Raw genomic sequence first — 13,442 nt, forward strand, 5'->3', positions numbered from 1 at the left:
TGTTACGTATACTTACACAAGATACCAGAGAGTCCGTCCCAAGAGTGCGGGAAGCCATTGGCAAAGTGGAAAAAGTTTCAACGATAGAGTGACGGCCCACGATCGATAAAGGCCGCAGAGGCGTCATATCGCGAGTGACCAGCTCGACGATATCCCCTTTACGATACCCGTAAAAAACACCTCCCTGCCATCATGCATCAAAAGCGCCAGTCAAAATCGCAAAAAATGCGCAGGAAAGGCTGAGATATCTGGTACTCGCCGTGACATCAGTGACCTATCTCTTACCTGAAATCACCGGTCTTCCATGACGTAACGTGCAAAAGAGAAACGCCCTCGACTCAAGAGAGCCGAGGGCGTTTTCAGGTCAGGCTCGCAACGAACCCGACGACATGCCGCTACACAGTGCGATCAGGCTGCGCGATGTTCACGCAGGATGGTCAGCATGCGCTTGAGCGGCTCCGCAGCCCCCCACAGCAGCTGGTCACCGACACTGAAGGCGGACAGGTATTCGCCACCCATCGCCAGCTTGCGCAGACGGCCGACCGGTACGGTCAGGGTGCCGGTCGCAGCGGCCGGCGTCAGATGCTTGAGGCTGTCTTCCTTGGTATTGGCGACGACCTTGACCCAGTCGTTGTGCTTGCCCAGGCGGTCTTCGATCTCGTCCAGCGGCACGTCCTGCTTGAGCTTGACGGTGAAGGCCTGGGAGTGGGAACGCATCGCACCGATACGCACGCACAGCCCGTCGATCATGATCGGGTTGCCCTGGCTGTCGAGAATCTTGTTGGCCTCGACACCGGCCTTCCACTCCTCGCGGGTCTGACCGGATTCCATCGCGGAATCGATCCACGGCAGCAGCGAGCCGGCCAGCGGCGCACCGAACTGCTGGGTCGCGAAGTCATCGCCACGCATGGTGGCGGTCACCTTGCGGTCGATGTCGAGGATGGCGCTGGCCGGGTCCGCAAGCTCGGAGGCCACGCTGCCATTGAGCTGGCCCATCTGGGTCAGCAGCTCACGCATGTGCCGCGCACCGCTGCCGGACGCCGCCTGGTAGCTCATGGAGGTCATCCACTCGACCATGCCGGCCTCGAACAGGCCGCCCAGGCCCATCAGCATCAGGCTGACGGTGCAGTTGCCGCCGACGAAGGTGTTGGCACCGGCGCCGATCTTCTGGTCGATCACATGACGGTTGACCGGATCCAGCACCAGCACGGCGTCCTTGTCCATGCGCAGGGTGGAGGCCGCATCGATCCAGTCGCCCTTCCAGCCGGCTTCACGCAGCGGGCCGAACACCTGCTTGGTGTAGTCGCCGCCCTGACAGGTGACGATGACATCCAGCGCCTTCAGCTCATTGATGTCATTGGCATCCTTGAGCGCCGGCACCGGCGTGCCCACGTCAGGACCGGCCTGACCGACCTGGGAGGTGGAGAAGAATACCGGCTCGATACCGGCGAAATCGTTGTCATCACGCATGCGTTGCATCAGCACGGAACCGACCATGCCACGCCAACCGACAAATCCGACTTTCAACATGCTTGTTCTCCTTGTTCATGCACGGCCGGGAGCATGGAGGACACCACCGCTCCCGACACAGGAATGACCCGCAGCGAGCACAGGCAACTCACACGAGGCGAGCCTTGCCCAACGCTCCAGCCGCAGGTCCTGACATGAGAACCCGGCGACGCACGCCGAGCTCCCCCATGATCATCGCGTGAACGCCGCTGGCTGGCGGCGTTCACGCGGGTCTTGCCTTACGCCTGGGCCTTGAAGGCGGCCAGTACGGCATCGCCCATCTCGGAGGTGGAGACCTTGCGCGTCCCGGCGTAGGCGATGTCGGCAGTGCGCAGCCCTTCATCCAGCACCACGCCGACCGCCTTCTCGATGCGCTCGGCCCAGGCGGCTTCGTTGAGCGAGTAGCGCAGCATCATGGCCACCGACAGGATGGTCGCCAGCGGGTTGGCGATGCCCTGACCCGCGATGTCCGGCGCGCTGCCGTGGCACGGCTCATACATGCCCTGACCACCCGCATTCAGCGAGGCGGACGGCAGCATGCCGATGGAGCCGGTCAACATGGCGGCCTCATCCGACAGGATGTCACCGAACATGTTGCCGGTGACCACCACGTCGAACTGCTTGGGTGCACGTACCAGCTGCATGGCGGCGTTGTCGACGTACATGTGCGACAGCTCGACATCCGGGTAATCGGCGGAGATGCGCTCCATCACGTCACGCCACAGCATGGTGACTTCCAGCACGTTGGCCTTGTCGACGCTGCACAGCTTCTTGTTGCGCTTCTGCGCCATCTCGAAGGCGGTGCGACCGATGCGCTCGATCTCGGACTCGGAGTAGACGTAGGTATTGTAACCGACCTGCTGGCCATCACGCGTCTCGATGCCACGCGGCTGACCGAAGTAGATGCCACCGGTCAGCTCACGCACGATCATGATGTCCAGACCGGACACCACTTCCGGCTTGAGGCTGGAGGCCTCGGCCAGCTGCGGGTAGAGAATCGCCGGACGCAGATTGGCGAACAGCTCGAGCTCCTTGCGCAGCCCCAGCAGGCCGCGTTCCGGACGCAGCGAGATGTCCTCGAGCTTGTCCCACTGCGGGCCACCGACTGCGCCGAGCAGGATGGCGTCCGCCGCCTTGGCCGCCTCCAGCGTTTCCGCCGGCAGCGGGTGGCCGGCCGCGTCATACCCTGCACCACCGACCTTGCCTTCGCTCAGCGTGATGTCCAGACCTTCGCTGCGGGCGGCTTCAAGGATCTTCACGGCTTCGGCAGTGATTTCCGGGCCAATGCCATCACCGGGCAGAATCAGGATATTGCGGCTCATCTGGAACTCTCCTTGGGCCGGAAGTCTTCCGGCGAGACCGACGGTTCACCGTCGGTGCTGAGACTGGGCTCGCCGCCATTCTGGACGGCGAGCCATGACGAATATGTTGCGATGTCAGGCGCTGACTGACGCGACGCTGGCCAGATCAGGCCGTCTTGCCGTCGCGGAACAGCCACGGGCGCTCGGTGCGATGGCGCTTCTCGAAGCTGTCGATGGCATCCTGGTCCTTGAGGGTCAGACCGATATCGTCCAGGCCTTCCATCAGGCAATGCTTGCGGAAGCTGTCGACCTCGAAGGGAATCGACTCACCGGACGGCGTGATGACCGCCTGTGCCTCGAGGTCGATATCCAGACGATACCCTTCCACCGCCTCGGCTTCCTTGAACAGACGGTCCACCGTGTCCTCGTCGAGGGTAATCAACAACAGACCGTTCTTGAACGAGTTGTTGTAGAAGATATCGGCGAAGCTCGGCGCGATGACCACGCGGAAGCCGAAGTCGGTCAGTGCCCAGGGCGCGTGTTCGCGCGAGGAACCGCAACCGAAGTTGCGACGCGCCAGCAATACGCTGGCACCCGCGTAACGCGGCTGGTTGAGCACGAAATCCGGATTCATCGGACGCTTGCTGATGTCCTGACCGATATAGCCCTCGTCGAGATAGCGCAGCTCATCGAAGAGGTTCGGCCCGAATCCGGTGCGCTTGATCGACTTCAGAAACTGCTTCGGGATGATCAGGTCGGTATCGACGTTGGCGCGATCAAGCGGTGCCACGAGGCCCTGCTGGCGAATGAACTTTTCCATGTCGGGCCTCCTCAGGCGACTTGAGTGTTGTTGGTAGGGATGGGGGCAAAGTCACGAACATCAACGAAGTGACCCGCAATCGCGGCAGCGGCGGCCATGGCCGGGCTGACGAGGTGCGTACGCCCACCGAAGCCCTGACGGCCTTCGAAGTTGCGGTTGGAGGTGGAAGCGCAATGCTCACCGGCGCCCAGCTTGTCGGCGTTCATCGCCAGACACATGGAGCAGCCCGGCTCACGCCATTCAAAGCCCGCCGCGAGGAAGATCTCGTGCAGCCCTTCCGCTTCCGCCTGCGCCTTCACCAGGCCAGACCCCGGCACCACCATCGCCTGCTTGAGGCTCTTGGCGACCGTGCGACCTTCGGCCACGCGCGCCGCTTCACGCAAATCCTCGATACGCGAGTTGGTGCAGGAACCGATGAACACGCGGTCCAGCTTGATGTCGGTGATCTTCTGCTGAGCGCTGAGGCCCATGTACTCGAGCGCACGCGTGATGCCACGCGCTTCGGTGTCATCGCTGGCTGCTGCCGGGTCCGGCACCACGCCATTGACGCTGGTGACCTGCTCCGGGCTGGTGCCCCAGGTGACCTGCGGCGCGATGTCCTCGGCCTTGAGCACCACGACCTTGTCGAATTCGGCGTCCGCATCGGAGACCAGATTGCGCCAGTCGGCGACGGCCGCTTCCCACTGCTGGGCGTTCGGCGCATAGGGGCGCTCGTAGAGATAGTCGATGGTGATGTCATCGACACCGACCAGACCGACCCGCGCGCCGGCTTCGATCGCCATGTTGCAGATGGTCATGCGGCCTTCCATGGAGATGTCCTGGATGGCAGAGCCGCCGAATTCGATGGCGTAGCCGGTACCGCCGGCGGTGCCGATCTCACCGATGATGGCGAGCACGACATCCTTGGCGGTGACGCCAGTGCCGAGACGACCATCGACGCGCACCAGCATGTTCTTCATCTTGCGCTGGATCAGGCACTGGGTGGCGAGCACGTGCTCGACCTCGGAGGTGCCGATCCCGTGGGCCAGTGCCGCGAAGGCACCGTGGGTCGCGGTATGGGAATCGCCACACACCACGGTCATGCCCGGCAGAGTCGCGCCCTGCTCCGGCCCGACCACGTGCACGATGCCCTGACGCGCATCATTGATGGTGAACTGCTCGATGTTGAAGCTGTTGCAGTTGTCGTCGAGGGTCTGCACCTGGATGCGTGAGGTCTCGTCCTCGATGCCCGCGATACCGGCAGCACGCTCCTTGAGAGACGTCGGCACGTTGTGGTCCGGCGTTGCCAGGTTGGCATCCAGACGCCACGGCTTGCGACCGGCCAGACGCAGCCCTTCGAATGCCTGCGGCGACGTGACTTCGTGCAGCAGGTGACGGTCGATGTAGATGAGTGCAGTACCGTCTTCGCGTTGCTTGACCAGGTGCTGATCCCACAACTTGTCATAAAGGGTCTGGCTAGCCATGTCGTGTCTCCTCGTGGCGCCTTACGGTAAGAGCGCGCTTGCTGCCTCGGGGCTCGTAACGGCCCCTTGATGAGGGTGTGTCGTCCAGTGTTGATGGCGGGGCGGTCGTGCGAGCCCGTGGATAGTGACCACTTGCTTGCTGGCTCCAGCATCGCCGCCGCGTCCTGTGCCATCAAGAGTACTCGGCGACGATGAATAAAATCAATTCATGTTTTTCATGCTTTGGATTCCCAAAAGGAATACCATGGTTCATCAGGTCTTGAGCAGGAGTGCATCCGCCTGCGGCGGCATCGATCGCCCCGCTTGACGCTCCCCTGAATGTCTCTCTGAATGCCCTCATGACAGGATAGCTGCCCCACATGGACACACCCTCTCTGCAGGCCTTCGTCGCCGTCGCCGAAACCGCCTCCTTCTCGCTTGCCGCCGAGCAGCTGCACCTCACCCAGCCGGCCGTTTCCAAGCGCATTGCCCAGCTGGAGCAACTGCATGGCGCACGGCTGTTCGATCGCATCGGACGGCGTGTCTCGCTGACCGAGGCCGGCAATATCCTGCTGCCCCGCGCCCGCGCCATCCTGGTGATGCACGATGACACCCGGCGTGCGCTGCGCAATCTGTCCGGCGAGGTAAAAGGCAGCCTGACGATGGCCACCAGCCACCATGTGGGCCTGCACCGGCTGCCGCCGCTGCTCAAGGCCTTCACCATGGCCCACCCCGAGGTGCGCATGGACATGCGCTTTCTGGATTCGGAACAGGCCTATCAGGGCGTACTGGATGGGGAGCTGGAACTGGCCGTCGTCACCCTGGCACCGCATCGCGACCCCAATCTGACGGTGGTGCCGGTGTGGCTGGATGAAATGCGCTTCGTGTGCGGACGTGATCACCCGCTGGCAGGTCATAAAGCGTTGCCGCTGGCCGCCCTCTCACAGCACGACGCCGTGCTGCCGGGCCACCTGACCTTCACGCGCGGCATCGTCATCGACACCTTCGCGCGTGACGGCCTCTCGGTGGAAGTCTCGATGTCCACCAACTACCTCGAGACCCTCAAGATGATGGTCGCCATCGGCCTGGGCTGGAGCGTCCTGCCGGAAAGCATGATCGACGACGAGATCGAGATCCTGCCCATCGACCACCGCCCCATCGAACGCCAGCTCGGCTACCTATATCACAACAACCGCACCCTCTCGAACGCCGCCAGCGCGATGATCGAACTGCTGGAAGGCGCAAGGGATGCGGCGTCGAGAAACCTCTAGCGCAGCTTGAGCTTGAAAGCCCGACCTGAAAGCACAGCCTGAACGCACAACGCCAGCCCCGAAGGGCTGGCGTTGCGGTTCTGACTCACAACTTGTGGCGCCTTGGATCAACTCTTGTCGCTATCCTTGGCATTGCCAGATGAGCCATCCGTCTTGCTGGCCGCAGGCTTGGCATCATCCTTCTTCGCTTCTTCCGCTGCCTTGGCGGCGGCGGCCTTGCTGGCATTGGAGGGGCGGCCACGGCGCGGCTTGGGTGCTTCGCTGCCGGTGTCGCTCTTGGCGGTGGTAGTGGAAGCACCAGAGCTTGAAGTGCCCGAGCGGGTAGCCCCCTGACTGGAAGTCCCGGTGCTGCTAGCCGTCTTGGCAGTGCTCGCGCTTCCCATCGAGCTGGCGGTGCTCTTGCTCGCCGTGCTCTTGCTGGCAGTGCTCTTGCGCGTCGTCGCGGGCTTCGTAGCGCTGGAGCCCGAAGCCGTGGAAGAAGTGCTGCTGCTCGAGGTGCCTGATGCAGACGGCTTGCTGTCAGAGGCGGACTTGCTCGCAGTCGTCTTGCTTGCGGTCGTCTTGCTTGCGGTCGTCTTGCTGGCTGCCGTCTTGCGTGGCGTGGAGGTCTTTCTCGCCGTGGTGGTCTTGGTCGCTGAGCTACCGGTGTTGCTGGCAACCGTGCTCGCAGTGCTCTGTTTTGCGGTGCTGTCGCTGGCCGTGCTGCTGGTGGTCGTTGCGCTCTTGGCAGCTGTGCTCTTGGCAGCAGTGCTCCTGGAGGCTGTGCTCTTGGGTGCAGCACGCTTGCGCGCGGCGGGCTTGCTTGCCGGCGCTGACGGCTCAGCGGCTGGCGCCCCAGCAGCTGATGCGGCCTTGGAAGCGGCAGGCCTGGTGCTCGCACCTTGCGCCTTGGAGGCACTGGATGAGCTGTTGCCCGCCGTGTCACCGGCATCATTGGCGGCCTTGCCGGTGACGGCTTCGGTCATCGCGGTCATGGCCTCTTCCAGCGGCAGCGTCACCTGCTTGAGCGCTTCATTCACGCTCTTCTCGACCGTCTGCTGCACATCACGCACGGCCTTGAGCTGCGCATCCGCCACGCTGGTGATCTCTTCCGGCACGCTCTGCCCCAGCACTTCGGGGATGGTCTGGCGCGCATAACGCCCCGGCGCCGCTTCGATCACGTCGAGCTTGCCCTCACCCGGCGTGCGCGCAGAGACTTCCGGTTCCGGCTCCACGAAGCCATTGCCGGTCATCCACGCCTGCCAGTCATTCCACCAGGAGCCTTCGTGCTGCTCGGTGCCCTCAAGCCATTCATCCGGCGTTGCCGGCAGGCTGTCATTGGTGGCGTAGCCGTACTTGTTCTTGTGCGGCGGATTGACGATACCCGCGATATGACCAGAGCCACCGAGCACGAAGCGCTTGATGGAGGCCTTGGGCAGCTGGGTGCCGTTGTAGGTGGTCTGCCACTTGGCGATGTGGTCCTCGCGCGCGGAGACCCAATAGCTCGGCGTCTCGATCTGGGAGAGATCGATCGGCACGCCGTCCAGCTCGATGCCGCCGGGCTGCACCAGGCGGTTCTCCAGATACATGTGGCGCAGATACCAGGCATGGGTACCGGCCGGCAGGTTGGTGCCGTCGGTGTTCCAGTACAGCAGGTCGAACGCGGTCGGCGCTTCGCCCTTGAGATAGTTGGAGACGTAGAACGACCAGAACAGGTCATTCTCGCGCAGCAGATTGAAGGAGAACGCCATCACGCGGCCATCCAGATAGCCGTCCTGCGCCATCTGCTTCTCGAGCCCCTGCAGCACCGGCTCGTTGAGGAAGACACCTATCTCACCGGGATCGGAGAAGTCCTGCAGCGTTGCCATGTAGCTGACCGAGCGCACGCGGTCGGACTGCTTCTCGGCCGCCAGATAGGCCATGGTGCTGGCCGTCAGCGTGCCGCCGATGCAGTAGGACAGGATGTTGACCTGCTTCTCGCCGGTGGCCTGCTCGATGGCATCCATCGCGGCCAACGGCCCCATCTGCATGTAATCGGCCCAGGTGAGATCACTCTGCTCGGGCCCCGGATTGCGCCAGGAGATCAGGAACACGGTGTGTCCCTGCTCCACCAGCCAGCGCATCATCGAATTGTCCTGACGCAGATCGAGAATGTAGTACTTGTTGATCCACGGCGGCACGACCAGCAACGGCGTGCTGAAGGCCTTCTCGGTGGCCGGACGATACTGGATCAACTGGATCAGCTCGTTCTCGAAGACCACGTCACCCGGCGTGACGGCGATGTTGTCGCCGAGACGGAAGGCTTCGGTGTCGGTCATCGCGACATTGATGCCTTCGGCGGAGTTGGCCAGGTCATCGCGCAGACGCTTCAGGCCGTCGAGCAGGTTCTGGCCGCCGGTCTCGCGGGTCACGCGCTGCACTTCCGGGTTGGTGGAGGCGAAGTTGGAGGGCGAGAAGGCGCTGACGTACTGGCGCGCGTAGAACTCGAGATTGCGCTTCTGGCTCTCCGGCAGGCCTTGAATGCCGGCCAGCATGTCGTCCACGGCGCGCGAGAACAGCAGGTATTGCTGCACGAGGAAGTGGTAATAGGGCTCGCTCTGCCAGGCCTCATCGCGGAAGCGGCGGTCAGAGCGCGCGGGCGTGATCACCGGCTCGACGCTCTCGCCATTCAGCTCGCGCAACGTGCCCTGCAACAGGGCCATCTGGTCCTGGAAGAGGCGAGTCTGGGTCGACATCAACAGTTGCGGGTCACGTGCCAGGGCCTCGGCCCCCGCCTGGAAGCAACGACCCATCTCGTCATAGATGGTGGAAGCGGCGGCGCTGGGCCATAGGCGCTCCAGCATGTCACTCATCAAGGCTTGATACTGGGCACTGGCCTGCTGCATCACGCTGGCCCACTCCGTGCCTTCAGCACCGTCGGGGAACAGACTGGTAAAGGCCTGAGAGAATGTCTGCGAGAACGCCTGCTGCTGGGCTGAGTCCATATCGCCCTTCCTCCTTGTCATTGACCATCACGTCATTGGCTATCGAAGCTTGGCTGCCGAACGTCTGCCGGCGGCACGATTTCATCGAATCGAATCCTTCCTGACCACTGAGCAGTGCCATGCCGTCTCTCGTGAGACGGGCGCCTTCACTGGCGACGGACACTGCTTTTCAGACTGTTTTGAAGACCGTTTCACGGCTGATTTCAGAGGCGCCGTAGTCGAACATGCCAGGGCGTCAAGGCAAGCGCAGTGCCCTGTCAGCTGCAACATCCTGCCACCTGCAGGTCTGCTTTCCGTCGGATTCGCGCGCGGCAAATACGAGAGCAAAACAGCCTGTGCGCCAGCGTGCTCATCTCCAGCATGCGCCTTCCAGCACGGCAGGGGCAATGCCTGAAAACGGCAAAAAAAAGGCTGGCGCAAGCGCCAGCCTTTTCGGGGTATACCTTAGTTCTGCTTGGCGCGGCTTGTCGCGGCAGCCGGCTTGTTGCTGGCAGCGGAGGATGCCTTGTCCTCTGCTGCTGAAGCGGCTTTCTCTGTGGCAGCGGACGCCTTGTCGGTGGCTTCCTTGCCAGCGTCGGAGTAGGCCTGTTCGAGCTGGGCGCGCATTTCGTTGCCCATCTCGGCCAGCTTCAGGGAATCATCCATCATCTGCTGAGACAGCTCGGTCGCCACTTCCAGCTGGCGGTTGCTGAACTCGCTGAACTCTTCCATACCCTTGATTTCAGTGGCAGCACGCGCACGCTCGAGACCAGTCTCGGTATAGCGCTTGGCAGCGTCCATCTGATAATCGGCAATCTTGCCCATATGGTCGAGCATCAGAGTGTTGAGCTTGCGCATCGGCTGGTAGAAGCTGCGGGCTTGCTCGGCAAAGGCGTTGAACATCTGATCCTGCTGCATGACGGTTCCTCCCATGGATTCCGTACCGGGACAGCGCGCAGAAGTCTCTGCGCCACCTGTGGAGCACAGCAATATGCTGCACTGCACAAAGACTAGTCTGCTCCTCAGGTGGTTGCAATCCCATGACAGAAAACTGTCAAAGGACATTTTCTGTCATGGGATTGGCCGGGCATGCCTCACATCGCTGTCAGCCAGGAGCGTTCTTCGCGCCTGCCGATCATCAACTGCGCTTGGCGCGTGAGCGCGCACTGGCCGCGGAGGCCGGTTTCGCATCGTCTGCCCGGCTGGCGCTTTGCTCTGCCTTCTGATCCGCGCCGTGATCACCACTGCGGCCCGAACTCCTGCGTGCGGCAGACTCCGGCTTTTCAGCGTCCTTGCCTTCCGCGCCGCCCTGACCGAACTGCTGCAGGGTATCCAGCATCATCTTCTGATACTGATTGAAGGCGGCCATGCCCTGGGCCATGCTCTCGCCCATGTCGCCGGGCATGCCGCCCACTGCGCCCTGCCCGGCATTGCCAGCGCCGGACGCGCCGCCCATCATCCCCTCGGCCATGCCCGGCGGCATGAACTTGGCAAACGGCGTGCCCGCGCCCGGTGCCATCAATGGCTTGAGCAGACTCATGGGGTCGTAGCCTTCAACACCCGCCTCCATCTGGCGACGAAAGCGCTCCATCAATTCCTGCTGGAAGGCTTCCACGTCCGGCAGGCCCATCGCCTGGCGAAACTCCTGCGGCGTGAGGTCGAATTCGACATTGATCTTCATGGCAGATTCCTTGTGTTGTCTGCCCGCGCACGGCGTGGTGCGCGAGTCCGCTGGCATGCATGCCATTCGAGTCTAGCAGCGAGAATGACACGGGGGCAGCCTGCTACTTACGTCTTTTCTTATTTACTTTCCGCAAGCCAGCCCGCAACGCAAGACGCCCCAGCCACGAAGGATGCAGGGCATCTCTCCACGACTGGGGCGTGTCTTTCTACAAGCTCAGCAACGCCGCAAGCGGCTTACACCTCGCGCAGCACCGGCGTGTCGACCTTGACGTCGGCGTTCTGACCGCGATGGCGCAGCAGGTGGTCCATCAACGTCAGCGCGACCATCGCCTCGGCGATCGGCGTGGCGCGGATACCGACACACGGATCATGACGGCCGGTGGTGATCACCTCGACCGCCTCGCCGTTGACATCGATGCTGCGACCCGGCAGTCGCAGGCTGGAGGTCGGCTTGAGGGCGATGCTGGCACGGATGGTCTGGCCGCTGGTGATGCCGCCCAGAATGCCGCCGGCATGATTGGAGAGGAAGCCTTCCGGCGTCATCTCGTCACGGTGCTCGGTGCCCTTCTGGCTGACCACGGCGAAACCGTCACCGATCTCGACGCCCTTGACGGCATTGATGCTCATCAGGCCATGCGCGAGTTCGGCATCGATGCGATCGAAGATCGGCTCACCCAGGCCGACCGGCACGCCAGTCGCCTCGACGGTGACCTTGGCGCCCACGGAATCGCCTTCCTTGCGCAGGGCGTCCATGTACTGCTCCAGCTCCTCGAGGCGATCGGCATCGCCACAGAAGAACGGATTGGTGTCGACCAGCGACCAGTCCTTGACCTCAAGCTCGATGGGGCCGAGCTGGGACAGGTAGCCACGCACCTGCACGCCCAGGCCCGCCAGATACTTCTTGGCGATGGCACCGGCGGCGACGCGCATCGCGGTCTCGCGGGCGGAGCTGCGGCCGCCGCCACGGTAGTCACGCTCACCGTACTTGTGGTGATAGGTGTAGTCGGCGTGGGCCGGACGGAACTGGTCCTTGATCTTGCCGTAATCCTTGGAGCGCTGATCGGTATTCTCGATCATCAGGCCGATGGCCGTGCCGGTGGTGCGACCCTCGAACACGCCCGAGAGAATGCGCACCTGGTCCGGCTCGCGACGCTGGGTAGTGTGGCGCGAGGTGCCGGGACGGCGGCGGTCCAGATCGATCTGCAGATCCGCTTCGCTGATCTCGATGCCCGGCGGGCAACCATCGATGATGGCGCCCAGTGCCGGGCCGTGGCTTTCGCCGAAGGTGGTGACGGTGAACAGCTTGCCGAAGGTATTTCCGGACATTCAGGGGGTCCTCAGGCGATGCCGCCGGTCATGGCCGACGGCGTTCTGATAATAGTTGTCGTAAGCGTTGCAGAGCCTGGCGGCTTGCGCCCGTGCTTCTGGCGAATCCCGCCGGGTCAGGCGCCCGCCAGCTCAAGCGAATTCAGGTGCGCAGACTTCCAGCGTCTGGGCATCGATGGCGAAGACGCCGTTGCCGCCGCGCTCGAACTCCAGCCACATGAAGGGCACTTCCGGGAAGACTTCCATCAGGTGGCGCTCGGAATTGCCGACCTCGACGATCAAGACGCCGTCGTCGGTCAAGAAGTCACGCGCCTCGCGCAGGATACGGCGCACGATATCCAGGCCGTCGTCACCGGCGCCCAGCGCCAGCGCCGGCTCATGGCCGAATTCCTGCGGCATGTTGGAGAGATCGAAGGTATCCACGTAGGGCGGATTGGAGACGATCAGGTCATAGCGCTTGCCCGCCACACCCGCGAACAGGTCCGACTGCACGGCGATGACACGCCCTGCCACGTCGTGACGTTCGATATTGCGACGCGCGACTTCCAGCGCCTCGCTACTGATATCGACCAGGTCGACCTCGGCGGTCGGCATCACCAGCGCGGTGGCGATACCGATGCAGCCGGAGCCGGTGCACATGTCGAGCACGCGAGTCGGCGGCAGTTCCGGGAACCAGGCCGAGAAGCCGCTCTCGATCAGCTCGGCGATCGGCGAGCGCGGAATCAGCACGCGCTCATCGACATCGAAGGGCACGCCGGTGAAGAAGGCCTCACCGAGCAGGTACGGCAGCGGCTTGCGGGTGGTGATGCGCTCACGCACCAGCGCCACGATGCGCGCACGCTCCATGGTCAGAAGGCGCGCGTCGATCACGGCGGGGTCCGTGTCCCACGGCAGATGCAGCGCACCCAGCACCAGCGCCACCGCTTCATCCCAGGCAGAATCGGTGCCATGGGCGAAGTGCAGGCGATGCGCGTGGAACTCACTGGTCGCCCAGCGGATCAGGTCGCGCAGGGTCACCAGCTCCTCGACGAGACGGGAGTCCGGCTCACTGAGGCTGGAAGGATGGCGCAGGTCGGACGCGGAAGATGTGGACACGGTGATTCCTGTAAGCGGACAGATTGACAACGAGCGCCGCCAGTCGTGAGGTG

At 63.2% G+C, this 13,442-nt stretch carries 10 protein-coding genes and 1 pseudogene; 1 reads left to right on the forward strand and 10 read right to left on the reverse strand.

The genetic code is table 11. The features are described 5' to 3' along the window. Positions 1-408: 408 nt before the first annotated feature. The 5 genes from asd to MSG32_RS09215 all read right to left on the reverse strand — a co-directional run bounded on the left by asd (position 409) and on the right by MSG32_RS09215 (position 5,454). Entirely contained in the window at positions 409-1,530 is a 1,122-nt protein-coding gene (gene asd, locus MSG32_RS09195) for an aspartate-semialdehyde dehydrogenase (protein WP_248379230.1), read from the reverse strand. 218 nt (positions 1,531-1,748) lie between these two features. Beyond that, positions 1,749-2,831 (reverse strand): 3-isopropylmalate dehydrogenase, encoded by a 1,083-nt coding sequence (leuB, locus tag MSG32_RS09200; RefSeq protein ID WP_043335563.1) that lies wholly within the window; start codon positions 2,829-2,831, stop codon positions 1,749-1,751. A 145-nt stretch (positions 2,832-2,976) separates the two neighbouring features. Continuing rightward, positions 2,977-3,630: a 3-isopropylmalate dehydratase small subunit gene (gene leuD, locus MSG32_RS09205; RefSeq protein WP_248379231.1), complete on the reverse strand. Its 654-nt coding sequence runs from the start codon at positions 3,628-3,630 to the stop codon at positions 2,977-2,979. An 11-nt stretch (positions 3,631-3,641) separates the two neighbouring features. After that, the gene (gene leuC, locus MSG32_RS09210) at positions 3,642-5,093 is read right to left on the reverse strand and encodes a 3-isopropylmalate dehydratase large subunit (protein WP_043335560.1); all 1,452 of its coding nucleotides are present in this window, start codon (positions 5,091-5,093) and stop codon (positions 3,642-3,644) included. Positions 5,094-5,265: 172 nt separating this feature from the next. Further along, positions 5,266-5,454 carry a hypothetical protein gene (locus MSG32_RS09215; RefSeq protein ID WP_248379232.1) on the reverse strand — a complete coding sequence of 63 codons (189 nt, stop codon included), beginning with the start codon at positions 5,452-5,454 and terminating at the stop codon, positions 5,266-5,268. Between MSG32_RS09215 and MSG32_RS09220 the strand changes: the two genes are divergently transcribed. Further along, positions 5,453-6,343 (forward strand): LysR family transcriptional regulator, encoded by an 891-nt coding sequence (locus MSG32_RS09220; RefSeq protein ID WP_054554935.1) that lies wholly within the window; start codon positions 5,453-5,455, stop codon positions 6,341-6,343. The two genes, MSG32_RS09215 and MSG32_RS09220, sit on opposite strands and share 2 nt — an antisense overlap. Positions 6,344-7,443: 1,100 nt before the next feature. Here the strand turns inward: MSG32_RS09220 and phaC are convergent. The 5 genes and pseudogenes from phaC to prmB form a co-directional block, all read right to left on the reverse strand. Then, positions 7,444-9,207 (reverse strand): annotated as a pseudogene (phaC, locus tag MSG32_RS09225) (class I poly(R)-hydroxyalkanoic acid synthase); the annotation flags it as partial. A gap of 543 nt (positions 9,208-9,750) precedes the next feature. Then, positions 9,751-10,203: a phasin family protein gene (locus tag MSG32_RS09230; protein WP_043335557.1), complete on the reverse strand. Its 453-nt coding sequence runs from the start codon at positions 10,201-10,203 to the stop codon at positions 9,751-9,753. Positions 10,204-10,423: 220 nt separating this feature from the next. Further along, positions 10,424-10,966 carry a DUF6489 family protein gene (locus MSG32_RS09235; RefSeq protein ID WP_248379233.1) on the reverse strand — a complete coding sequence of 181 codons (543 nt, stop codon included), beginning with the start codon at positions 10,964-10,966 and terminating at the stop codon, positions 10,424-10,426. A 236-nt stretch (positions 10,967-11,202) separates the two neighbouring features. After that, positions 11,203-12,294 carry a chorismate synthase gene (gene aroC / locus MSG32_RS09240; RefSeq protein ID WP_043335551.1) on the reverse strand — a complete coding sequence of 364 codons (1,092 nt, stop codon included), beginning with the start codon at positions 12,292-12,294 and terminating at the stop codon, positions 11,203-11,205. A 132-nt stretch (positions 12,295-12,426) separates the two neighbouring features. After that, positions 12,427-13,389 carry a 50S ribosomal protein L3 N(5)-glutamine methyltransferase gene (gene prmB, locus MSG32_RS09245; RefSeq protein WP_248379234.1) on the reverse strand — a complete coding sequence of 321 codons (963 nt, stop codon included), beginning with the start codon at positions 13,387-13,389 and terminating at the stop codon, positions 12,427-12,429. Positions 13,390-13,442: the final 53 nt, after the last annotated feature.

Source organism: Cobetia sp. 1CM21F (assembly GCF_023161745.1).
In the GTDB taxonomy this organism is placed as follows: domain Bacteria; phylum Pseudomonadota; class Gammaproteobacteria; order Pseudomonadales; family Halomonadaceae; genus Cobetia; species Cobetia amphilecti.